The following is a 22,570-nucleotide window of genomic DNA, read 5'->3' on the forward strand; positions in this document are numbered from 1 at the left end:
TTAAAGGATAAACCCGTTTCTCTTGTACGGGGTTACCCTTTTATTTTTCAAGGTGGGGCCTGGGTGGCAACTGCCGCCGAGTCCTGCCGACCGATGGACCGCCAGTTGCCCATGGCCCCTCTCCACAAGCGTGAGCAGTTTCAATCTGCCAGTTTCAGTCCAAGAACAGTCACGATAATTCCCGCCATGCAAAACAGCCGCAGTCGGCTTCGCGGTTCGCGGAAAAACACCATACCGATGGCCGCAGACCCGAGTGTCCCGATACCCGTCCAAACGGTATAAGCCACGGATAACGGGATTTCTTGCATCGCGTGCGTCAGCAGACTGAAGCTGGCAAAGAAGCCGCCGTACAGAAGGAGATTATTGCTCCAGCTATTATGCTCGGCGACTTTTTTGATCCCGATCACGCCGATAATCTCAAGCAGCCCCGCCAAAATCAAATAAGCCCATGCCATTATCCGTCCCCCTTTACACTGCGCGTTTCAGAAGCTTTCAGACCGATGATAAACACGACAAGCAGCAGAACGAAAATCACCTTGACCGCAGAAAGCGGTTCTTTCAAATAGAGCGCTCCCGCCAGGATTGTGCCTACTGAGCCGATACCGGCGAAAACCGCATAAACGGTGCCGACTGGCAATACCTTGGCGGCCCGGATGAGCAGATCGAAGCTGGCAAAAATCGCGATCAGCGTATGAAGACCGATCGATCCGGTCTTGAAGCTGACAGCCCATACGATTTCGAGTATGCCTCCCATGAGGACGTATACCCATGCCCTGCCATGCGATAGCGTTTTTTCCGCGGCTCTTTGGTTCGATGCCTCTTTATTTGCGGCTTGGAAACCTGCCGATGGGGCAGGCATAGGATTGACTGCCCGCTTTTTCGGAAAGAAAGCAAACCACAAAGCCCACAGCGTGTGGATGGTCATGATCGTCGTCCAGACGGAGCTGATTTGATTGCCGAGGGCTTCCCGGTACAAATCAGGCTCCCGGTACATGATCCAGTTCACGATCTGTTCGATATAGGGATTGCCCGAAGGCCCGGAAGCAGGGGCAAGCCCAAACATGTAGGCCATTCCGAAGTGAGCGGCCGCAAAAACAGCAAAATGCCATCGCCAATATCTCCATTGTTGTTTCCCGTACTCATGATCGCCGACGGTCATCCTGCTCATCCCTCTCCTTTCCTCTCTCTTTCTCGTACCACTCAACGATTTGATCGATATAGGCCATCAGCTTGTAATCCAGGCCGTAAACGACGGGAGCATCGCCAGGCGAAGGCCTGATCAGTTCCCAATACTTTTCCATCACCTCCGTATTGCCTCCGAAAAATGCTTCCGCGCAATCCATAACCCGCTTTGCCAGGCGCTGTGCGACAGGTGATTGCGGCGGCTCGTGCATATGGTCCCGGATGTCCCTCAGCAGCTTGACCCATTCGTCGGCCTTCGGATCGTCTGTATCGAATGTCGGCAATCCGTCAATAACCTCGATTTCCTCCGGCGTAAAATGCTCATTGAAAAATTGCTCGCGAGATTCGTCGTTGCTCGGCTCTTTCTCAGGCTGCATCGCCTGAATAAACGAAAAAATGTCGTCGGTGCGAAAATCGCCCGTGATTTCGATCGAATACAGGGTGTGGAACAGCAATCGCTCCAAGCGCCGCAATCGCTCCATTTCTTCCCTGATCGTACCGATTTGTCCCCGGATCGCCTTTTTCCAGCGTATTTCGGCCGGGAGCGCATCCTCGGCATTGAGAATGTCCTTGATGCACGACAACGGAAATCCGAGTTTTTTGAGAGCCGTGATTTGCTGCAGTTTCAATACATCCTCTTTTGAGTAATACCGGTACCCCGTCTCGGTTACCCTGGACGGTTTCAGCAAGCCCAATTCATCGTAATAATGCAAGGTTCTCACCGAGATATTTGTCCTCTTGCGCAGCTCACCGACACTGTACATCGCAGATACCTCCACGAAAGAATTCCGCTTCCTGCTATTTACAATAAACCCTGACGTATGCGTTAGGGTCAATGTTTTTCAGAAGCACTTTCTCATCCAAGGAACTCCGACCGTCCCCTGAAATATGGATACATCCTAATTTTTATTATTTAAGTATTTACTTTATAAAGGTATCGATTTATAATTCAGTTACAACATCAGATTCAACCGACCGTCTTCACGAATACGACCTGGGAGGGAGGAATGTATGCCGAACGATCTGTTTTCCGCTCTCGCTGATCCGACGCGGCGCAGTATTTTGGAGATGCTCGCTGACAATGACGGGGTTCCCGCATCGGCGATCCACGACCAATTCCAAATCAGTCCGCAGGCTGTTTCCCAGCATTTGAAGGTTCTGCGCGAGGCGAATTTGGTACATGTGGAAAAGAAGGCGCAGCAGCGAATTTATCGGATTAACACCGAGACGATGATGGAATTGGAGAAATGGACCGAGAGTATGAGAGATCGATGGACCAGACGCCTTGATGCATTGGATGCTGTTTTGAGAGCCGAGATGGAAAAGAGCGTGAAACGCAAAAAGGAGGATTCCAAATGAATCAACGTACAAATGGGCAAAACCTCGTCATTACCCGTGTCTTCGACTTCCCGGTCGAACTGGTCTGGAAGGCTTGGACGGACCCCAAGCTGGTTATGCTCTGGTGGGGGCCGAAAGAGTACACTTCGCCACGCTGCGAAATTGACTTCCGTGAAGGCGGGAAATACGTATTTTGTATGCGGGCTCCGGAAGAACACGGCGGACATGAATTGTACTCCGCCGGCTTCTACAAGAAAATTGTGCCAATGGAGCGTATCGAATTCACGCAGAGCATGGCCGACAAGGACGGAAACATCATCGATCCCGCTCAGGCAGGCGTCCCGGACTACCCGAAGGAAATTGAATTTGTGATTGAATTTAAAGCTCTGGGCGAGCAAACGGAACTGACGATTACCGAATCCGGTTGGACGCCGGGTCAAATGGCCGAATACGCCGTAATCGGCATGAACCAGTCGCTCGACAAGCTTGCGGAAAACGTAGGCTCGCTGCATCGGGAAATGAAGGAGAAGCAAAAATAAGTACCGAAGGGCCAAACCGTGGCATAAAGCTTATCCCCTGTCGTCCTCCCCTCGCCTTTCCGGCCAGTGGAGGGCGGCCTTTTTACGGGTGCCTGTTTGTGCAAAGCAAAGCGCTACGGCATCGGTTCGTACTCGTATTGTTATAAACACCTGTGTGATCAGAAGCAGAAGTTCTTTTGATTCTTTTCTCTTCTTGAAAAATGGTTTATGATGAACATGCAACACGTTAGTATTCGCTAACATTGATAGAGGGGGGAAAATATGAGCTCGGGCAATCCGCATCTAAGTACCGGAGACAAAATTTTGTTGGCAGCCATCGATTTGATGGCCGAAAAAGGCTACAAAGGCGTTTCCACAAAAGAAATCTCGGCCGCGGCCGGTTTAAGCGAGATGACGCTGTTTCGCCATTTTGGCAGCAAGCAAAAGGTTCTGGAAACCGCAGTCGACCGCTTTTACTATACCGTGGAGATGAAACGGATTTTTGACGAAGAACTGGTGTGGGACTTGCAAGCGGACTTGTTCCTCGTCAGCAAAACGTACCATCAGATCATGGATCGTAATCGAAAAATCGTTTTGATCGCGCTAAAAGACGGCGATTATTTGCCCGGGTTTCGGGAAAAGGCGAACAAACATCCACAGCAGCTAAAAGAATTGTTGACGGACTATTTCGCAGCCATGCAGAAAAAAGGCTTGATGATCACAACCGACCCGGAGGTCCAGGCCATGACCTTCATGTGGATGAACTTCGGCGCATTTGTAAGCAGCCTGACCAGCGGCCAGTTGATAACAAGCACTTCCATCGACGACTTTATCAAATCGAGTGTTCAGTTATTTGTCAGAGCTTTGACGCCATAGTTTTTAAAAACAGCTGTTGTTAGTTAGCGCTAACTATCATTTGCTTTCGCAACGTCAGTGAGGAGGTCATGATAAATGGAAAACAACCCACTTCAGGGGAAAGGGAAGAGAAAGAAGCACTTCTCGCACGATTCTGAAATGCCGATCGGCTGGTATTTGAAACGAGTTGATAAATTCATCACGCAAAACGTCAACGACATGTTCGCACCTATGGCCTTAACACGCACCCATTGGCAGGCCATCAACAACACATACCACGGACGCGTCAAGACAAGGGAGAGCTTGCACGAATTGATTCACGACTTTGTCGATTTGAAAACATTGGACGACGTCATTGATTCCCTGGTGCAAAGAGGCTGGATGATTCGTACGGAAAAGCCGGAGCTGGGCATTACCGAGCTTGAACTGACAGAGGAAGGCAACGAAGCGTTCCCAAGACTTGATGCGATTCTTTTTGAATTTGATAAACAGGTGTTTCAGGGGATCACGGAAGAAGAATACAAGACGGTGATCAAAGTGTTGGACCAATTGATTTGCAATTTAAACCATACTACTCACTAGACTTTCCATTTCCCTCTTCTTTTTCGCATATCGAAAAGGAGCAAGACTATCCCACCCGATCAGAAAATTGCACTTGGAGGCGATTCGATTTGGAGATAAGAACGAGACTGGCAGTAGAAAGCGACGCACAGGAGCTTGCCAGGCTAAACCAGCTGTTCAACGGTGGCGACAGGAGGCCTGTACCGGAAATCGTCGAGAGCATGCGCACGAGCAGCGAGTTGATCGCCGTAGCGGAGTGCGATGGCAAAATCGTCGGATTCGGCTGCGCACAACACTTCCAATCATTCTGTTACGAGGAGCTCCTGGGAGAAATAACGGAATTGTATGTGGAGAAGTCCGCTCGGGGAAAAGGATCGGCTGCTTCCTTGATTGCTTGCTTGGAATCACACCTGATACAGCGCGGAGTCACGGAAGTGAAGGTATTGACCGGCAGACAAAACGCCGCTGCGATTCGGACATATAAGCGCTGCGGCTATGCAGTCGATGACGAGGTGCTGTTCAAAAAACTGCTGAGCGGAGAACCGCCGGATACACAAGCGCTACCGTGAATAAAAAACAGGCAGCAGCTGTTTCGGATTGTATTTTCGAACCCGAATTTGCCGCTGCCTTTTTTGTAATTGCGAGTAGCGAGCGAGTCGAATTTTCGCCTGCTAACTTGTATCGTCCACCTAAGGCGTATTTATAAATTAGCGACTCTCTCCAGCTTCGCCTCCGCTTCGAGCAAACGCTTGTTGAGGACGTCGATTTTGGACTCATGTGTTTCGGTCTTCGTTTTAACAAGCTTGAGCATGCCCAGTACCTCATCCTGCTGGGAGTGTTCGATCCGGTTTACGGATTTTTGCAGTTCGTCCAGCCTCGATTCGACGCGGTCCAGAGAGCTTTCAAAATCTTGCAGCTTGGGTTCTACATTGCCTTGAAACGCTGTCAGCCTGGTATCGAGCCCCACTATTTTCGACTCCATCCGATCTACCGTGCTCTGGAATTCCGTCATTTTCGACTCCATCCGGTCTACGGTGCTCTGGAATTCCGTCATTTTCGTTTCCATCCGGTCTACGGTGCTCTGGAATTCCGTCATTTTCGACTCCATCCGATCTACGCTGCTCTGAAATTCCGTCATTTTCGTTTCCATCCGGTCTACGGTGCTCTGAAATTCCGTCATTCTCGTTTCCATCCGGTCTACGCTGCTCTGGAATTCCGTCATTCTCGTTTCCATCCGGTCCAAGCGGTTCGTCAGCTTCTGAAATTCAGCAAACATCCTGTCCAAAACGTTTTCCAAATCAGACATCCGAAACACTCCCCCAGTCTTCTGTGTTCATTATACAATAGCAGCTATGCTTTTGTACCAAAATGAAAACTATACCAGGCCGCCGCCGTAATCCAGATCCGGGCCCGCCTGCGTTCGCAGCTTCTGTTCCAGCCGCTCGATCCGCTTGCGGTACGCTGCCTCCTCTGCTTTGGACCTGCGGCGCAGCAGCGCCGCTTTCTGCTTCCACCGGTCATACCCGGCTTCCGCGAAGAGAAGCGCCTTCTCCAAGTCCTTTACCTGATGCTCGTACAGCTTGGCCATCTCGATCAACACATCTTCCGGGAGAGTGACCCCGGAATTGCCGAGACCCTCCCATACCAGCAAAGCCCGGCGCCAGTCCTTTTGCCTCTTGTAACAGCTCCCCATCGCGATACGAGCCTTGTCGCGAAGCGGATGAACGCTGTCGGCAACGAGCCGGTACGCCTGCATGGCCCGCTCGGTATCGCCCAGCGCTTCATACCATCGCCCTACCTTGAATCGCTCTTCCTCAGAGATGTCGACCTGCTGCTCGTGTGACAGCAAGAGTGCTGACAGATGAATGTAGAGCGTGATCAGGGAAAGGACGTCGATTTCATTGTGCCGCAAAACCCCTGCCACCGTGTCCGGGTTTTTGTCTGTCAAATAGTCAAAATACCGGATAGGAGCCAGATACCCCGGGACATCGTCTTCCCTCACCACGCCCAGTTTTTCCCGCTCGATCAGGGAAAGCCGGCAAGACTCCAGATCCTCCCGCCACAACCGCCGCGCTCCGTGCAGCAAATCGTAATGGCCAAATGCCGGAAGCCGGGGAACAAGATCACGCAATAGCGTGTGCCGGGTCTTTACCTGCGGCCAGTCAAATGACTTCCCGTTGTACGTCACAAGGTGGGTAGCCGTCTGCGAATCCTCCAAAAAAGAGCGGTAGAGCGCTGCTTCCGAATAAGGAGCGGCCAAAAAATGCTGCCTGACGATGACGCTCTCGCCGTCCATTCGGCTGTGCCCGAGCAGAAAGACCGTGTTTCCCGTCCCGCCGTGCAGCCCCGTCGTCTCCGTATCGAAAAACAGCAGGTCCTCCACTGATCTCCCGGATGCTGACAGGGGGTGTTCAAACCCGGCCCTCTCCCATGCCGCAATCGTCTCGTACAAACCGGCAAATGCATAATGGCCATGCCTCTGGCTGATCGGGTAGCGCACCTCCCGTACCATGACATGCTCGTCTTCCCAAAAGTACGGCTTGGCTCCCAGCTCCATCCATTTGTCCATGAACGGAATTTCTTCCATATTAGCCTGAGAATTGACAGGCGCCGAGTCAGGTTGTGCAGTACCGCGGGCTGGTTGAGGTGCACTGAAGGGCGTCGGTTCCTGGGCTGCGGAAGGTGCTGGTTCAAATAGACCGGAAGACGCCGGTTCATGCCCCGCGGAAGGCGCTGGCTCGAACGGACCGGAAGACGCCGGTTCCAACATACCCCCGGCTCTTCCGGTATCTTTCAACCGGCTCCCTTGCTGCTGAGGCGCTTCCTTGGTCAAATGGTCCTTGAACCGATTCAGCTTGCTTTTAAGAGACATGCAGACTTCCTCCCTGCGCCACCCGCAAGAGCGTGCGCGCCAATTCCTTTCCACCGTCCTCCGCCGCGCCCACACAGGACGGGCAGCCTGATTCGCACGGACAAGAGAGGATCAGCTCCTCGGCCCTCGCGAGAATCGTATCCATCTCTTTGTACACCTGCTCGCTCAAGCCGATGCCGCCAGGGTAACGGTCGTACAGAAAAATCGTCGGTGCCCCGGAATGAATGGCCTTGCGTTGCGGGATGACGTGGAGGTCCATGCGGTCGCACATGACGAACAGCGGAGCGACGTGCTGCAGGACGTGCGCGAGTCCGACCAGACCGCGTTCTACCTCGCTTTTCCCGACTTCATTCATTACCTGCTCGGAAAAGCTGAGCCAAGCGGCATTCGTATGCAGCTCCTCCTCGGGCAGGTGAATCGGACCGGAGCCGATGTTTTCATGCGTCTCGAATTTGATCTTTTTGAAAATCGTCGCCATCGCATTCACAGTGACTTCTCCGTAGGCAAATTCCGTCTCGGCCGCCCGCCGCGTCTGGTCTTCCTCCAGCACCCTCAGTTGGACAGCCAGGTTGGCATCGGTGTAGTAGTCGACCTGGACTTCCCTGACATAGGCCTTCTTCTCCTCGTAGTCCAGCTTTTCCACCTGGTACTGCGTCCCTTGATGCAGGTAAATGGCTTCGTCATGCAGGAGGGTCATCGAGCTGAAGCGGTCCATTTCCCCGATTACCCTTTCGTTGCCCCGCTCGGAAATGTCAATGATCACGACGTTTTCTTGGGAAGCCGAGCGCAGACTGATGTTGTGGGCCGGGAAAGAATCGTTCATCCAGAACCACTTTCCTTTGGCATGGTGCAGGATCTGCTCCTCGGTCAAAAACTCCAGAATCTCCATAATCTCGGCTCGTCCAAAACGGTCCCCTTTGGAAAAGGGAAGCTCGTACGCCGCGCATTTGATATGGTCGACGAGGATAATCAGGTTGTCCGGATTGATCCGCGCGGACTCCGGACTCCGCTCGAAAAAGTACTCCGGGTGCTGGATCACGTACTGGTCGAGCGGCGTAGAGCTGCCGACCAGCACGACGACCGATTCCCCCTGACGGCGGCCTGCCCGTCCGGCCTGCTGCCATGTGCTCGCAACCGAGCCGGGATATCCGGTGATGACGCATACCTGGAGCTGGCCGATATCTACCCCTAGCTCCAGCGCATTGGTACTGACTACACCGATGATGTCTCCCTGGCGAAGCCCCTTCTCAATCGCCCTTCGCTGGCTCGGCAAATAGCCGCCGCGATAGCCCTGAATCGTCTTTTCGCCCAGCTTTCGCTTGATCAGCTCCTGCAGGTATTTGAGCAGGATTTCGACGCGGACCCGGCTGCGGGCAAACAAGATCGTCTGAATGCCATTGGTGAGAAACAGCTCGGTGATGTCCCTGGCCTCCAGCGTCGAGCTGCGCCTGATGTTCAACTGCTTGTTTACGACAGGGGGATTGTAAAAGATGAAGTGCTTTTTTCCGGCCGGAGCGCCGTTGTTGTCCACCAGCACGACGTTTTCCTCTGTCAGCTGCTCTGCCAGCTCGCGAGGGTTTGCGATCGTGGCAGACGTGCAAATAAACTGCGGGCTGCTCCCGTAAAAGGCGCAAATCCGTTTCAGGCGGCGGATTACGTTGGCCACATGGCTTCCAAAAACGCCCCGGTATGTATGCAGCTCGTCGATGACGATGTATTTCAGATGTTCAAAAAAGGAGACCCATTTGGTGTGGTGAGGCAAAATGGCAGAATGAAGCATGTCGGGATTGGTGATTACGATATTGCCGGCTTTGCGGATCGTCTGTCTGATCTGCGCCGGGGTATCGCCGTCATACGTATCCGACTTGATCGACAGCCCCATCTCGTTGATCAGCTCGTGCAGCTCGCTTTTTTGATCCTGGGCCAGCGCCTTTGTGGGGAACAGGTACAGGGCCCGTGCCTCCGGGTTTTCCGTCAGCGTTTGCAAGACAGGCAAGTGATAGCACATGCTTTTGCCCGAAGCGGTAGGAGTCACGGCTACGATGTGCTTGCCTTCGCGGGCATGACGAAAAGACGTCTCCTGATGGGTGTACAAGGAAGGAATCCCTCTTCCCGCCAGGGCCCCCCGAATTCTCGGGTCCAGATCATCAGGAAAAGGAACGGTAGCGGCTTCTCGGGGCGGTATGACCTTCCAGTGCTCTATGTTTGCGCGAAAACGCTCATCCTGTTTCAAGTTTTCCAGTATCTTCGCCAGATCCATTTTGATTTTCATCTCGTTCACCTTCTTTCACTTATTTTACGAATGAATGTTCGGGTTGTAAATGCATGAAGTCCTGGAATCAAAATAAAAGCCGCAGTCCGGATCGTTAAACTGCTGTACATCCGCGAGCATTTAAGTGGACAACCCTTTTTAAAATCGGTAATCTGGAGATGAATCTCTTTCGTCAACGAGATTTTTCCCTTGCAGTTTTGCGACACGTTCGTCTCTCATGTTCGCGCTGAAAACCGGTTCTTACTCGCGTTTTCCTGCTCAGAGCATGATACGGGATTTATACAGACGCGATCGAATGCATGGACGCGGATTCTTTTGGCAATAATAAAAAGTTACGTAGTGTTACAAGGTAGGTACTCAGAGTTACTCGTTACTCAGAGTTAATCAGACTTACTCAGAGTTAATCAGAGTTTACTCAGAATTACACGGAATTGTGGCAGAATTAAGCAGAGTTACGCAGACTAGCACGAGCAACTAGCACTACCACCGGTCCTGAGCCGGGTTCGGCAGTTTCCACCATATAGGAGGTATTCAATCGATGATGAAAATAGGATCGCACGTATCATTCTCCGGGAAAGGGCTGCTGAATGCGGCAGAAGAAGCAGCCACCTACGGATCGAGCACGTTCATGATCTATACAGGAGCCCCGCAAAATACGCGGCGCAAACCGATTGAGGAGCAATTTATCGACGAAGGCAGGGCTGTGATGGACAAAAACGGCATTGAAGAGATCGTCGTCCATGCGCCGTACATTATTAACCTGGGTTCGTACAAGGAAGACACGTTTGAGCTGGCTGTCCGCTTTTTGCAGGAAGAAATACGGCGAACGAGCTATCTCGGCGTACAAAATATCGTGCTTCACCCGGGCGCTTACACCGACAAGGATGCCGAATACGGGATTGAGCGCATCGCGGAAGGGCTGAATGAAGTATTAAGCGGCGTCAAAGACACGGACGTGAAAATCGCGCTGGAGACGATGGCGGGCAAAGGAACAGAGATCGGCCGCAGCTTTGAGGAAATCGCGGCGATCATCGACAAGGTAGACGACAACTACAGGCTGAGCGTATGCATGGATACATGCCATATTCACGATGCCGGCTATGATATCGTCAACGATTTCGACGGTGTCCTCGACGAGTTCGACCGGATCATCGGTCTGGACCGTCTGGCGGTTGTCCACCTCAACGACAGCAAGAACTTCCGGGGAGCCCGCAAAGACCGCCACGCCCCGGTAGGTGCGGGAATGATCGGCTTTGATGCGATGAAATACATCGTCGATCACGAGAAGATCCGCCATTTGCCGCTTGTGTTGGAAACGCCGTGGATCGGAAAGGAAAAAGGCAAGGAACGTCCCATGTACGAAGCGGAGATTGCCCTTTTGCGGGGCGATGTGGAAGGCAGGTTCGGCGACGAATTCCTCGATCATGTGGAGCGTCTGGATTACTTCTTGCGGAAACAAGCGGATGTCGACCACGATTTCGTCCACAATACGTGGAAGCTGCTCAAGGAGGACGCCAAAGCGAAAAAAGCGGATGGCCGCGAACCGATGGAGCGTTTGTACGATATGGTTGCGGAAGCCAGACTCTTCACCGACCTGAGCGAAGAGCAGATCAACCACCGGCTGATCGCCTGGTTTGCAAGCAAACACATTATGTAGAAACTGAAAGTGAAAAAAGGGTCCCCTTTCGTCGAGGGAACCCTTTTCTTTTTTGCTTTTCCTTTTTATTTTTCCGTGTTCCTTTTTCCTCGTATTTCCTGCTTTACATGTTCCCTACCCCGCCTGCTGCGCCATACCGCTTCCGGCAAACTGACTGTTGTACAATTCGGCGTAGAATCCGCCGGCCCGCAGCAGCTCCTCGTGGTTGCCCTGCTCGATGACGCTGCCGTTGTTCATGACGAGAATCAGGTCCGCGTCGCGGATCGTCGAAAGCCGGTGGGCAATGACAAAGCTCGTTCGCCCTTCCATCAGCCCGCTCATCGCTTTCTGGATGAGCAGCTCGGTTCTCGTGTCGACGCTGCTCGTCGCTTCGTCGAGAATCAGGATCGCGGGATCGGCCAGGAATGCCCGGGCTATCGTCAAAAGCTGCTTCTGGCCTTGCGAGATATTCGACGCCTCTTCGTTCAGAATCGTGTCGTATCCGTCCGGAAGCGTTCTGACAAAATGGTCGGCGTGGGCCGCCTGGGCCGCTTGCAGCACCTCCTCATCTGTCGCCCCGGCGCGGCCGTACGCGATGTTTTCGCGGATCGAGCCGTTGAACAGCCACGTATCCTGCAGCACCATGCCGAACAAGCTGCGCAGTTCGCCCCGCGGCAGCTCCCGGATGTCCCTGCCGTCAATCGTAATCCTGCCTTCGCCGATTTCATAAAACCGCATGAGCAGGTTGACGAGCGTAGTCTTGCCCGCCCCGGTCGGTCCGACGATCGCGACCGTCATGCCCGGCTTCACGTCGATATTCATATCCCGGATGAGCGGCTCCTCTTCCTTGTAGCCAAAGGAGACATGCTCGAATCGCACATGGCCCTGAGGCGAGAAGGTCCCTGCCATCGAGACAGGTTCTGCGGACTCTTCCGGTTCGTCGAGAACTTCAAAGACCCGTTCAGCGGCGGCCAGAGTCGACTGGATAATGTTGGCGATGTTTGCCGTCTGGGTGATTGGCTGGGAGAATTGCTGGGCGTATTGAATGAACGCCTGCACGTCCCCGATCCTGATGCTGCCCCGGGTCACGAGCACGCCGCCGACTACGCAGACGAGCACAAAGCCGATATTGGAGACGAGCATCATCAGCGGCATCATGATGCCGGAGATAAACTGGGCCTTCCAGGCGGACTCATGCAGCCGCTCATTGATCGTGTCAAACTTCTCGACAGCGCTTTGCTCCCGGCCAAACGCCTTTACGATTTTATGTCCGGTATACATTTCCTCCACATGGCTGTTCAATTCCCCGAGCGCCTGCTGCTGCCCTTTGAAGTGGGGCCGCGAACGGGAGGCGATCGCCCTGATCACGACGAAGCTGAGGGGCAGCGTCAAGATCAGGATGAGCGTCATCAGCGGGCTGATGGTCAGCATCATCACAATCACGCCGATCAGCGTAATGATCGAGGTGATCATCTGCGTCAAGCTCTGCTGCAGCGTGCCGCTGATCGTATCCACGTCATTTACGACGCGGCTCATCACTTCCCCGTGAGACCGGGCATCGAAGTATTTGAGCGGCAGGCGGGCCAGCTTTTCATCTACTTGCTTGCGAAGCGTATAGACCGTCTTCTGGGCCACGCCTGCCATCAGGTACTGCTGGATATAGGCAAATGCCGAGGAAGCGATATACAGCCCGATCAAGACCATAATGATATGCCAGACGTAGGCAAAATCAATCGCAGCGCCAGGGACGCCGTTTACCTTTGCCATGAAGCCTTCAAAAAGCTTTGTCGTCGCATCGCCGAGCAGCTTTGGACTGACGATGCCAAAAACGGTGCTGAGTGCTGCAGTCAAAAGTACAGCTGTCAGCTTCATGCGGTACGGCTTCAAATAACCGAGCAGCCGCCGCAGCGTCCCTTTAAAATTCTTTGCTTTCTGCCCCGGCATAGACAGCATGCCGGGTCCTCCGAATCCCATCGGGCCTTTGTGGCCGCCCGGTCCCGGGCCAGCCCCGGGAGCACCCGGAGACATGCCGCGTTTTTGCTCGCTCATGCGATCTCCTCCTCCGTCTGCTGAGATGTGACGATCTCCCGGTATACACCGCATGTTTCCATCAGCTCTGCATGGGTGCCGATGCCTGCTACACCGCCTTCCTCCAGCACGATGATCTGGTCGGCATCCATGACAGTGCTGACCCGCTGCGCAACGATAATCACCGTCGCAGCCTGCGTTTCATCTTTCAAGGCCGCCCGGAGTCGGGCATCTGTTTTGTAGTCGAGCGCGGAGAAGCTGTCGTCAAATACGTATACGTCCGGCTTGCGGATGAGAGCCCTGGCGATGGATAGCCGCTGCTTCTGTCCGCCCGACACGTTCATGCCGCCCTGCGCGATGACCGAATCGAAGCCGTCCTTCATCCCCGCGATAAACTCGGAAGCCTGGGCGATTTCAGCCGCATGGCAGAGCTCCTCGTCGGTCGCGTCTTCTTTTCCGTAGCGGATATTGTCCGCGATCGTCCCGCTGAACAGCAGCGCTTTTTGGGGAACGAACCCGATTCTGGACCGGAGCGCCTCCTGGGACAGCTCCCGGACATCGACTCCGCCGATGCGGACGCTGCCGCTCTCCACGTCGTAGAAACGAGGGATCAGGCTGACGAGTGTCGTCTTCCCCGATCCGGTTCCGCCGATGATCGCTGTCACCTGGCCGGGCAGAGCCTCAAAGGAAATCCCGGAAAGCGCCGACTTTTCCGCGCCGGGGTAACGAAACGACACCTGATCGAACACGACGCTGGCCGGTCCATGAGCCGCCGCTGTCGCGCTATCCCGGTCCACAATGACCGGCTCTGTTTGCAGCACCTCCCGGATGCGGGCCGCCGAAGCGGAAGCACGCGGCAGCATGTTGAACATCATCGAAGCCATCATGAGCGAGAACAGGATTTGCATGGCATACTGCAAAAACGCCATCAAATCCCCGACTTGGATATGCCCCTCGCTGATGCGCAAGCCCCCGAACCAGATGATCGCGATCGAAGTGACATTCATCAGCAGCATCATGACGGGCATGATGGCCGCCATGATCTGGGCCGCCTTGATCGAGGTAGCGGTCAGATCCTCGTTGGCCGCATCGAACCTCTCCCGCTCGTGGTCTGTCCGGTTGAAAGCGCGGACGACGCGAATGCCGGTCAAATATTCGCGCAGGACGAGATTCAGTTTGTCAATCTTCGTCTGCATCGCTTTGAAATACGGGATTCCTTTTGATCCGATCAGGTAAATCGCCAAAGCCAAAACCGGAATCACGGCGATGATGACGAGCGACAGTTTGGCGTCCTTGGAAACCGCCATGATAATCCCGCCGATGCACATCATCGGAGCCATAACCATCATCCTCAGCATCATGATCAGCACCTGCTGGAGCTGCGTGATGTCATTGGTCGTCCGGGTGATGAGCGAAGCTGTGCCGAGCTTGTCGAACTCCTGCAGCGAAAACCGCTCGACATGGCTAAAAACGCTGCTCCGTAGCCGCATGCCGAAGCCCGATGCCGTCCGCGAAGCCAGGTAGCTGGCACCGACAGAAAGCGCCGCGCCGACCGCAGAGACGAGCAGCATCAGCCCGCCGATTTTCAAAATGTAAGGCGTGTTTTCTTTGACGACGCCTTCGTTGACGATATCCGACATCAACGTCGGCAGATACAGATTTGCTATCGATTGCAACAGCACAAATACCATCGTCCAGATGATCATGGACCGGTAAGGCCGCAAATACCGCATTAATGTACGCAAAATAACCACCCTCCGGACCTCATTGAACTCGGCTGCAAAGCTTAGACAGGGCGAAGCATCAACGCGCAGGACAACGCCGCATCGCGGATTTCCGTCTCCAGCAGCTCTTTGACTTCCTCCAGGCTATGGCCTTGCTTCAACAGTTCATCGTTTCTCTGCCGCAAATGCGCCATGCCATGCATCATCGCCCCCCAGAACTGGTCCGTGAGCAGTTCCGGAGACATGCGGCGCACTTCTCCCGCATCCATTCCCATCTTCAGCTTCTCAACCATCACTTGCAATTTGGTGTCTCTCCAGAGCAATCCTTTTATTTCCTCTTTGCCAAACAGCTCGCGCAAGTCGTGGCGCATCCGGAAAAAAAACAGCACGTGGTCGGATTGTTCAAACAGGTTGTTGAACATGGTATTGGCAAATTGTTGGCACAGCTCGACCGCGGACCCCTCCTGGCCGAAGTGGGTGCGGATGTGATTGTTGGACAAATCGAACATGTGCAAAAAAAGATCGCGGAACAACGACAGCTTGTCTTTGTAGTAGTAATAGACAAGTCCTCTGGCAACGCCCGCTCGTTCCGCGACATCGCCAATATCGGCGGCTGCGTATCCTTTTTCAACGTAAACACTGAGTGCGCCCCTCATGATCGCTTCTTTGCGCCGGGCACGGATTTCTTCGTTTTGCTCTTTCGTCCGAGGCACGGTTTGTTCACCGCCTTTTTTGATTGACTTTTTTGTCAGTCAAAATATAAACCTATTGTCAGGTTTCTGTCAATAGCCGAACTGCGAGATTCTATTCAGTAGTTTGTTTCAGCGAAAGGCCGCGTTGTTGACAAAGGGGGGCACAAGTTCAAATCCCTGCAACTCCCCGCTCCGAAACATTGCACGAGAAAAGACCAGACCGCCCTGCACAGGCGAACTGGTCTTTTTCTTCTTCCGGTTATTACTTGCTTTACAATCGGCAGCATCGACGGCGATCCTGCTCGGCGCCGGAAACCCTGCTCCAGGCCGGAAACTCTGCTTTCTCAAAGCGGCTTTCTCCGTATCACGATTCCATGCGAAACACGGGTCCTCTGGGCACAAACGGAAGGCTTTTCCCTTTTGGCAAAATGAAAGCGTGGCTCCGTGCGACACGGATGCGGTCACACTCGCCGTCGGTGATGACGAGAATAGGGCCGTCCGGGGGAAAGTCGTGGGCATTTTGCAAAAGATCAATTCCCGGCTGCAGGACCGTCCCGCCCCTGCCCTTTACCCGGACCCGTTCCGCTATATCGTCGGGGGAGAGATACCCGGCATCGTAGGCGGCGGCATCGCAGAAAACGACGCGGGCAAACGGGACATCACGCGACTGGCTGTAGCTGGCGATTGCTCCCAACGCTTTGCCCAGCAGCTTGGCGTCCATCGAGCCTGACGTATCCAGGACGACACCAAACGTACGGCCGGCCTGGTCGGATTCCCTGCAGCTCCATGCCGGACGCGGAATATTCGGCGTAGACATCTGCCGTCTGCTGACACGCGCGTATGTCCTGCTCTTTTCCAAAAGGGGAAAGTGCTCGTCAAACCAGCGCGCCAGTTGAACATCCCAAGGGATCGGCGGCTGTCCCAAAGCGCGAATTTCCTCGACCAGCCCTGCCGGAAGAAGGCCGCGTCCCTTTTCCTGATGATAGACGAGCCCCTGCATCAAAGCGCTGCGGTAAAAGTCATCCAGCGTCGTCCCGTGATTGGCGTCCCAAAAGCGGGGGTCTCCCTTGTCCAGGATATCCCCCATGCCGATCCCGCGCAGCGTAAACAGCTTGCGGTAGGTCCGCAGGTCGGAGACGATGCGGTCGTAAATGGCTTCGGCCGACATCCCGCGCAGCTCCGGGTCCAGCAAAACGCCGACCTGCGGCAGTTGCCCCACGTTCATTTCGACCAGCCATTGGTTGATCACGTAGTCGCAGCTGACATTCCAGTAGTACGGGTCACGCCCCATGCAGCGCTCATGGTGCCGCAGTCCCGCGTGGAGAAGCTCGTGGCCCATGACAAAAATCGCCTCTTCCCGGTCGAGCCCCGCCGCCGGATTCATGTAGATTTCACCTGCGACCACATCAATGGCGGCGACGGATATTTGCAGCCGCTGACACAGCTGCGCATCTTCGATCATCGTAAAATGGCTTGCCAGCGAAGCAAGGAGCGGGAAGTGATTGATAAACCACTGCCTTGCCTCCTGGGCCGGGGACAGCGTGGCAGTCCGGTCATCCAACGCCTGGACGTATCCTCCCGCCACGCTGACGGCCGAATGCACAGCATTGGACAGGCCTGTGCCAAACAGCGCTTCCCAGTTGACATCGCGAAAGCAGCCGCTCCCCTCCAGCTTGCCGGACAAAAGCATGTCAGGCTGTCTATCCCCTCCGGTTCCCCATCCGGCAAACCGCTCGGGGACGCCTTCGTCGCAAAAACGCCTGTACAGCTCCTCCTCGCTCCTGACGGAGTGCTCCAGCTCGCCCGCCCATGCCATCGGCGGCTTTCCGAGCTTCATGCTGGATAGAAAGGAAGCGATGTAGACATCACAGGCGATATTCCACAGAGCCGGCCTTTCTTTCTCGACAAAATGGCCAAACCCGAGGTGCAGCAGATTATGAGCCAGCACGTAGACCCACTCCTGAACGTCCAGTCTTCTCGTAGGGTGGACGTGGATCACTCCGTTTTTGCCCACGACTGCCCACCCGTTTTCCGGGCACTTGCTCCGTTTGTCCCTCACCAGCGAGACACGGCCCATGAGCGGGGAAAACATCGGATGACGCTCGAGATAGCTGACCGCTTCCAGATAAGCGGCAAGGGCGGGGTCCAGCTCCGTCTTGCTTCGTTTCGCCATCTCAGCCGTCCCTTCTTTCCGCAGCCAACCGGGGCAAATCGCGAACCACTTCCACCACAAACCACGACGGAAGCGCATTTCCCTCTTCGTGCTTGGCCACGACCATCTGCGCCATCTCCAGCGAAATCATGCTCAGCTCCTTGAGCAGCGCCTTGGCCCGGTGGGCAAAACGCTTGTGCTGGTCCGTTACCTGCGACTTGTCGGCAGGCAGCTCTTTTCTGATCTGCGCCCGGAACGAGTCGGCGAGGAAATAGAGAATATCCCGATCCTCCGGGGCACTCGGGAAAGTAGCCTCTCCTTCCAGTATCCGGTTCAACTGATACTTTCCCTGGATGTTTTTATGGAAAGCCTGAAACTGCGCCGCATGCTGGGGCGTCAAGCAGCCCCGCGCCAAAATTCCGACCGTTTCATTATCGATCGCTTCGCCGTATTCGTACAAAATGTCCGAGAGCATATGCCAGGAGCGCGGTGTGGAAAAAGGCTCCTCCGTTTTCGGCGGCTGCGACCAGAGGTAGTCGGGGCGCACCTCCAAAAATTGCAGTACATACGGATGAATGCCGTTCTCATACGCCCAGCTTATCCACTCCTGGTACGACACATTGAGCTGGACATGAAACATGCGATTGATCAGGGCGGAGGACATCGGCTTGACAATAGCGCTGTCCTGGGCCCGGTTTCCCGCTCCGATGACGATTGAGCCCTCCGGGAGATGATAATCGCCGACTCTCCGTTCATGGATCAGACTGTAGAAGGATTTTTGGACCTCCTGCGAGCAGGCGTTCAATTCGTCCAAAAACAGGCAGTACGGCTCTTCCCGCGCGATCATCCCGGGAGGGCAAAAACGGCTCTTGCCCTCTACGATTTGCGGAACCCCGATAATATCCTCCGGGGCGAGCTGGCTGCCGAGCAAGGACACGCATGGAAGTCCGACCTGCCGGGCAAAGGATTGCACCAGCGACGATTTTCCAATTCCCGGCGCTCCCCAGATAAAAACAGGCCGCGCAACCGCGACATGCAGCAAAACATCCAACAGTTTTGTTTGTGTTACGTGAATTCCCAGATTCATTCTTGTTCCTTTCTTTTCTCATCAGTTTTTTAAGTATCATCCTCGCTTTTCTGCCTTTTTGACTATGGGCACCCGTCACACCACTAAATATTTCCCATTCTAATCCAGATCAGGAAGCCGAAGCAACCAAAATCTTCAGACCGTTGTAACATTCCTTTTTTTTCCACGTCGAATCAGAAAAGGGGGTATACAGAGATGAAAAAACAGATAGTGGCAAGCGCTTTGGCATTGGTCACCCTAACGGCAGCAGGGTGCAGCTCAGGGGAAAAACAGGCAGTTGCTCCAAGCGAGAAGGCTGGCCGCAGTGTCGAGAGCAAGGCAGAGCATGCCGTACAAAATCAAGCGCAGTACGCGGCGCCTAGCAGTGCTATGGACAGGACTGTTGCCAAAAGGTCAGCCCCGGCGCCGGCAGGGTCTTACAACGGCATGCATTTCAAGAACTACGGCACCAACCCTGCTGTCGATGCGGCTGAAGATCATTTGTCCACCTTTGCCGCCGATGTAGATACAGGTTCTTACTCGGTCATGCGCAATTACATCACGCGAGGCTCATTGCCTCCTGCGGATGCTGTCCGCGTGGAAGAGTTTATCAATTACTTTCCTCTCTCCTACGAGCCGCCCGCCAAGGATGCATTCGCGATCCATACAGACGGAGGCCCCTCGCCTTTTCGTCCGGGCTACGACCTGCTCCGCATCGGGATAAAAGGCAAGGAAATCGCCGTTACAAACCGGAAGCCGGCCAACCTCGTCTTCGTGATCGACATTTCCGGGTCCATGAACCAGGAAAACCGTCTGGAGCTGGTCAAAAAAAGCCTCCGCGTCCTGGTTGACCAACTGGAGGAAAAAGACAAGGTAGGCATCGTCGTCTACGGCTCCAAAGGCAGAAAGCTGCTCGATCCGACATCTGCCCAGAACAAGGCGGCAATTATCGAGTCGCTCGACTACCTCTTGCCCGAAGGCTCTACCAATGCCGAAGAAGGGCTGCGCCTCGGCTACGAAATGGCTGCACAAGCCTTTTCTCCTGATGCGATCAACCGGGTCATTCTCTGCTCGGACGGTGTCGCCAATGTGGGGGAAACCACCGCGGAAGGCATTCTCTCCACGATTGAACGATACGCTGGCGAGGGCATTACGCTCAGCACGTTCGGCTTTGGCATGGGCAACTACAACGATGTGCTGATGGAGCAGCTGGCCGACAAGGGGGACGGAACGTATTCGTACATCGACACGTTTTCCGAGGCGCGCCGCGTCTTCACCGAAGCTTTGACCGGGACGCTCCAGACCATCGCCCACGACGCAAAGATTCAAGTCGAATTCGATCCAAAGGCTGTAGAAACGTATCGGCTGCTCGGCTATGAAAACCGGGATGTGGCGGATGAGGATTTCCGCAATGACCGCGTCGACGGCGGGGAAATCGGAGCCGGCCATACCGTGACAGCCCTTTACGAGATCAAGCGAAAGCGCCCGGAAGCCGAAAAGCTGGGCACAGTCCGGGTAAGGTATAAAGACGAGAAGACATCGCAGGCAAAAGAAGTGGCCGAGCCGATGGCAATTGGAAAAACGCTGCAAAGAGAAGTCCAATTCCTCGCCTCTGTAGCGGAATTCGCGGAAATGTTGCGAGGCAGCGAATGGGCAGAAGGTAACTCGCTGAAGAAGGTAGCCGATTTGGCGGAAAAAACGGCAACGGGCGAGCAGCAGTTGGAATTTGTCCGCCTGGTCAAGGATGCACTGGCCCTGCGGGGAAGCTGAGTTTGCAAAAACCAAAATTGAGTAGGAGGGGGGTAATTAACCTCTCCTACTCAATTTTGAAAACACGGCCAGTATAATTTGTTTGCCGAAATACGGAGGAAAATAGCTTTTGGTGGAATCGAGGCTTAAATACTGAAGGGTTCTTTATAAAAAATACCCCTCAGTTTTTTCATAAACGGATATTTCATTGCTCCGTGTTTTACCACACAGAAATTAATAGAATTTAATGTTGCATAATGAGAAAGTTCTTAGGTTACGTATTACTTTCAATGCAGTACTGAAATGCCCTATCAGGATTGGATGTATTGTATTTTGTAAGTAAATCTTGGTAAGTACCAGCAAACTTAATATTACCTAAATGTAATACAAAAATTTTACATTCAATAAATTCTAGCTCCTGTAATTGATGAGTTGAAATTAACACCGTATGCCTATCTTTTTTTGCTATTTCTTCGATTTTATTGTATATTTTTAGCCTAGCCGTAGGATCAACTCCACTTGTAGGTTCGTCAAATATATAGAAGCTTTTATCTATTTCTGCGAATAATGTTACGAGCAACCATCTTCTTTCCCCGACAGACATCTGACCAAACTTCCGATTCCAAAGTTCACCTAGTAATTCCTTTTCTCTATCATCCGCAAGCGATAAACAAGTCTCAAAATTATTATTAAAATTTTTGTCTGATATATTAAGAATAAGTCTAGTAATATCCTTTCCTTTTAGTATCGGTGAAAAATATAAGCTTTGAGTTTGATAAACAATATCCCTTTGATTTGGAATGTTTATGATGCTGCCTTCCTGGATTGTTAAAACTCCTGTTAATATATCAAAAAGGGTCGTTTTCCCTGCCCCATTTAGTCCAATTACTACATTGACTTTATTCTCTTCTATAATCATTTCTAGATTACTGATTGCCTTTTTGGCATTCTTTGGATATGAGAATGAAATATTTTTTAATTCGATCATAATTATTCACCCACTCTTTTCTCGGCGATTATGTTGAGTAATGGATTATTTATGTTCTTCTTATAGTTGACGTAATCTTAATTCTCGACCATGCTATAGTTCCAATCGCAATATAGACCAGTGATATGAAAAGTAAATATAATTGGTTACTGATGGAATGCAGATTATTAGTCAAAATTGAATAAATAAATACTGAAAAATTAAAAACATATTCAACTGGGTTTAAATTATATAGTGTATTTATAAAAAAATTTGAAGATTCACCACGATACACTGCTAAATACGTTGCAGGAAAAATCAATATATTAACAAGTGTATAAGCGGATGACGCTCGTACGGATAAGCTGGCAACAGATAAGGATAACATAAATAAAGGAATTAAAACTACTAAATATGTGCATGCTGCAGTCAGGAACAAAATCAAGATAGGATAGGTAAAGACGAGAGAGATAGTAACAGTAAATAGAGCTAGGCAAAATATACCAAAAATAATTTGACTAAAAACTAATCCAAAAATAACAGGTGTTTTTGAACCACAAAGAAATACAAAACTTTTCAAAATACCTAGTTCTCTAAAATTGGTTAAAGTTAATCCAACTCCATTAAAAAGTATCAATACTATTGTGAATGCCCAAAAACTAGCAAAGTAAAATACAGCTTTTGATACGTCAGGCTTAGTGTGGAACCAACTATAATTTATGGTAAAAAACAATAAAAGTGGCAAAATAATTGACCAAGCTAATGCAATCTTTTCATCGATCATTGATTTTAAAAATACTATAAAAAACTCATATGATTTTTTTAGCATTTATTACTTCCCTTTCTTTAATTGAGAAAATTTTTTATGTGGATTAAATATAGATACATCTGAGAGGATAAGGAAATGGGCTTATTCAAAAGGGATTCTCTTTGAAAAAGATCATTAAGTGCCAAAGTC

Annotated in this window: 20 protein-coding genes; 7 read left to right on the forward strand and 13 right to left on the reverse strand. The window is 52.4% G+C overall.

The features are described 5' to 3' along the window. Positions 1-140: 140 nt before the first annotated feature. The 3 genes from NST96_RS23340 to NST96_RS23350 are packed head-to-tail and all read right to left on the reverse strand — an operon-like array spanning position 141 to position 1,946. Entirely contained in the window at positions 141-455 is a 315-nt protein-coding gene (locus NST96_RS23340; RefSeq protein ID WP_003390013.1) for a multidrug efflux SMR transporter, read from the reverse strand. After that, the gene (locus tag NST96_RS23345) at positions 455-1,168 is read right to left on the reverse strand and encodes a multidrug efflux SMR transporter (RefSeq protein WP_227278035.1); all 714 of its coding nucleotides are present in this window, start codon (positions 1,166-1,168) and stop codon (positions 455-457) included. The genes NST96_RS23340 and NST96_RS23345 overlap by 1 nt, the downstream gene beginning before the upstream one ends. Further along, positions 1,140-1,946, reverse strand: coding sequence for a MerR family transcriptional regulator (locus tag NST96_RS23350; RefSeq protein WP_339166607.1), 807 nt, complete (start codon positions 1,944-1,946; stop codon positions 1,140-1,142). Before NST96_RS23350 ends, NST96_RS23345 begins: the two co-directional genes overlap by 29 nt. A 247-nt stretch (positions 1,947-2,193) precedes the next feature. Here NST96_RS23350 and NST96_RS23355 point away from each other — a divergent pair, with 247 nt between their 5' ends. The 5 genes from NST96_RS23355 (at position 2,194) to NST96_RS23375 (ending at position 5,023) form a co-directional block, all read left to right on the forward strand. After that, the gene (locus tag NST96_RS23355) at positions 2,194-2,541 is read left to right on the forward strand and encodes a metalloregulator ArsR/SmtB family transcription factor (RefSeq protein ID WP_031931673.1); all 348 of its coding nucleotides are present in this window, start codon (positions 2,194-2,196) and stop codon (positions 2,539-2,541) included. After that, positions 2,538-3,059 carry an SRPBCC domain-containing protein gene (locus NST96_RS23360; protein ID WP_031931674.1) on the forward strand — a complete coding sequence of 174 codons (522 nt, stop codon included), beginning with the start codon at positions 2,538-2,540 and terminating at the stop codon, positions 3,057-3,059. Before NST96_RS23355 ends, NST96_RS23360 begins: the two co-directional genes overlap by 4 nt. 261 nt (positions 3,060-3,320) lie before the next feature. Next, the gene (locus NST96_RS23365) at positions 3,321-3,914 is read left to right on the forward strand and encodes a TetR/AcrR family transcriptional regulator (RefSeq protein ID WP_342404814.1); all 594 of its coding nucleotides are present in this window, start codon (positions 3,321-3,323) and stop codon (positions 3,912-3,914) included. A gap of 75 nt (positions 3,915-3,989) precedes the next feature. Continuing rightward, positions 3,990-4,475 carry a MarR family winged helix-turn-helix transcriptional regulator gene (locus NST96_RS23370; protein WP_342404816.1) on the forward strand — a complete coding sequence of 162 codons (486 nt, stop codon included), beginning with the start codon at positions 3,990-3,992 and terminating at the stop codon, positions 4,473-4,475. 89 nt (positions 4,476-4,564) lie between these two features. Continuing rightward, positions 4,565-5,023 carry a GNAT family N-acetyltransferase gene (locus tag NST96_RS23375; RefSeq protein WP_024985461.1) on the forward strand — a complete coding sequence of 153 codons (459 nt, stop codon included), beginning with the start codon at positions 4,565-4,567 and terminating at the stop codon, positions 5,021-5,023. Positions 5,024-5,154: 131 nt separating this feature from the next. Here NST96_RS23375 and NST96_RS23380 read toward each other — a convergent pair whose 3' ends face one another. The 3 genes from NST96_RS23380 to NST96_RS23390 all read right to left on the reverse strand — a co-directional run bounded on the left by NST96_RS23380 (position 5,155) and on the right by NST96_RS23390 (position 9,598). Next, entirely contained in the window at positions 5,155-5,760 is a 606-nt protein-coding gene (locus tag NST96_RS23380) for a hypothetical protein (protein ID WP_031931677.1), read from the reverse strand. A gap of 69 nt (positions 5,761-5,829) precedes the next feature. Next, a complete protein-coding gene (locus NST96_RS23385; RefSeq protein WP_342404819.1) occupies positions 5,830-7,326 on the reverse strand; it encodes a ribonuclease H-like domain-containing protein in 1,497 nt (498 codons plus the stop codon). Next, on the reverse strand, positions 7,316-9,598 hold the full coding sequence (locus NST96_RS23390; protein ID WP_342404821.1) for a DEAD/DEAH box helicase: 2,283 nt from the start codon (positions 9,596-9,598) through the stop codon (positions 7,316-7,318). The genes NST96_RS23385 and NST96_RS23390 overlap by 11 nt, the downstream gene beginning before the upstream one ends. 538 nt (positions 9,599-10,136) lie before the next feature. Here NST96_RS23390 and NST96_RS23395 point away from each other — a divergent pair. Further along, complete coding sequence (locus NST96_RS23395) at positions 10,137-11,255, forward strand: deoxyribonuclease IV (RefSeq protein WP_003390023.1); 1,119 nt, start codon at positions 10,137-10,139, stop codon at positions 11,253-11,255. A gap of 114 nt (positions 11,256-11,369) precedes the next feature. On the opposite strand, the gene NST96_RS23400 is transcribed toward NST96_RS23395, so the two are convergent. The 5 genes from NST96_RS23400 to NST96_RS23420 form a co-directional block, all read right to left on the reverse strand. After that, positions 11,370-13,283, reverse strand: coding sequence for an ABC transporter ATP-binding protein (locus NST96_RS23400; protein WP_339166609.1), 1,914 nt, complete (start codon positions 13,281-13,283; stop codon positions 11,370-11,372). Then, entirely contained in the window at positions 13,280-15,007 is a 1,728-nt protein-coding gene (locus tag NST96_RS23405) for an ABC transporter ATP-binding protein (RefSeq protein WP_003390026.1), read from the reverse strand. Before NST96_RS23405 ends, NST96_RS23400 begins: the two co-directional genes overlap by 4 nt. A gap of 41 nt (positions 15,008-15,048) precedes the next feature. Then, a complete protein-coding gene (locus tag NST96_RS23410; protein WP_039070149.1) occupies positions 15,049-15,699 on the reverse strand; it encodes a TetR/AcrR family transcriptional regulator in 651 nt (216 codons plus the stop codon). 343 nt (positions 15,700-16,042) lie between these two features. Then, entirely contained in the window at positions 16,043-17,851 is a 1,809-nt protein-coding gene (locus NST96_RS23415) for a VWA-like domain-containing protein (RefSeq protein WP_031931682.1), read from the reverse strand. 1 nt (position 17,852) lies between these two features. Further along, entirely contained in the window at positions 17,853-18,917 is a 1,065-nt protein-coding gene (locus NST96_RS23420) for a MoxR family ATPase (RefSeq protein WP_039070151.1), read from the reverse strand. A 195-nt stretch (positions 18,918-19,112) separates the two neighbouring features. On the opposite strand from NST96_RS23420, the gene NST96_RS23425 reads away from it, so the two are divergent. Further along, complete coding sequence (locus NST96_RS23425) at positions 19,113-20,666, forward strand: VWA domain-containing protein (protein ID WP_172920412.1); 1,554 nt, start codon at positions 19,113-19,115, stop codon at positions 20,664-20,666. A 253-nt stretch (positions 20,667-20,919) separates the two neighbouring features. On the opposite strand, the gene NST96_RS23430 is transcribed toward NST96_RS23425, so the two are convergent. After that, on the reverse strand, positions 20,920-21,633 hold the full coding sequence (locus tag NST96_RS23430; RefSeq protein WP_035980189.1) for an AAA family ATPase: 714 nt from the start codon (positions 21,631-21,633) through the stop codon (positions 20,920-20,922). A 49-nt stretch (positions 21,634-21,682) separates the two neighbouring features. Then, complete coding sequence (locus tag NST96_RS23435; RefSeq protein WP_081787884.1) at positions 21,683-22,441, reverse strand: ABC transporter permease; 759 nt, start codon at positions 22,439-22,441, stop codon at positions 21,683-21,685. Positions 22,442-22,570: the final 129 nt, after the last annotated feature.

The sequence above is a fragment of the Brevibacillus sp. FSL K6-2834 genome (assembly GCF_038592925.1).
Taxonomy (GTDB): domain Bacteria; phylum Bacillota; class Bacilli; order Brevibacillales; family Brevibacillaceae; genus Brevibacillus; species Brevibacillus borstelensis.

Coding starts and splice junctions, on each gene's coding strand:
- NST96_RS23340 (WP_003390013.1), bottom strand. CDS start 455: ATGGCATGGGCTTATTTGATTTTGGCGGGGCTGCTTGAGATTATCGGC.
- NST96_RS23345 (WP_227278035.1), bottom strand. CDS start 1,168: ATGAGCAGGATGACCGTCGGCGATCATGAGTACGGGAAACAACAATGG.
- NST96_RS23350 (WP_339166607.1), bottom strand. CDS start 1,946: ATGTACAGTGTCGGTGAGCTGCGCAAGAGGACAAATATCTCGGTGAGA.
- NST96_RS23355 (WP_031931673.1), top strand. CDS start 2,194: ATGCCGAACGATCTGTTTTCCGCTCTCGCTGATCCGACGCGGCGCAGT.
- NST96_RS23360 (WP_031931674.1), top strand. CDS start 2,538: ATGAATCAACGTACAAATGGGCAAAACCTCGTCATTACCCGTGTCTTC.
- NST96_RS23365 (WP_342404814.1), top strand. CDS start 3,321: ATGAGCTCGGGCAATCCGCATCTAAGTACCGGAGACAAAATTTTGTTG.
- NST96_RS23370 (WP_342404816.1), top strand. CDS start 3,990: ATGGAAAACAACCCACTTCAGGGGAAAGGGAAGAGAAAGAAGCACTTC.
- NST96_RS23380 (WP_031931677.1), bottom strand. CDS start 5,760: ATGTCTGATTTGGAAAACGTTTTGGACAGGATGTTTGCTGAATTTCAG.
- NST96_RS23385 (WP_342404819.1), bottom strand. CDS start 7,326: ATGTCTCTTAAAAGCAAGCTGAATCGGTTCAAGGACCATTTGACCAAG.
- NST96_RS23390 (WP_342404821.1), bottom strand. CDS start 9,598: ATGAAAATCAAAATGGATCTGGCGAAGATACTGGAAAACTTGAAACAG.
- NST96_RS23395 (WP_003390023.1), top strand. CDS start 10,137: ATGATGAAAATAGGATCGCACGTATCATTCTCCGGGAAAGGGCTGCTG.
- NST96_RS23400 (WP_339166609.1), bottom strand. CDS start 13,283: ATGAGCGAGCAAAAACGCGGCATGTCTCCGGGTGCTCCCGGGGCTGGC.
- NST96_RS23415 (WP_031931682.1), bottom strand. CDS start 17,851: ATGGCGAAACGAAGCAAGACGGAGCTGGACCCCGCCCTTGCCGCTTAT.
- NST96_RS23420 (WP_039070151.1), bottom strand. CDS start 18,917: ATGAATCTGGGAATTCACGTAACACAAACAAAACTGTTGGATGTTTTG.
- NST96_RS23425 (WP_172920412.1), top strand. CDS start 19,113: ATGAAAAAACAGATAGTGGCAAGCGCTTTGGCATTGGTCACCCTAACG.
- NST96_RS23430 (WP_035980189.1), bottom strand. CDS start 21,633: ATGATCGAATTAAAAAATATTTCATTCTCATATCCAAAGAATGCCAAA.
- NST96_RS23435 (WP_081787884.1), bottom strand. CDS start 22,441: ATGCTAAAAAAATCATATGAGTTTTTTATAGTATTTTTAAAATCAATG.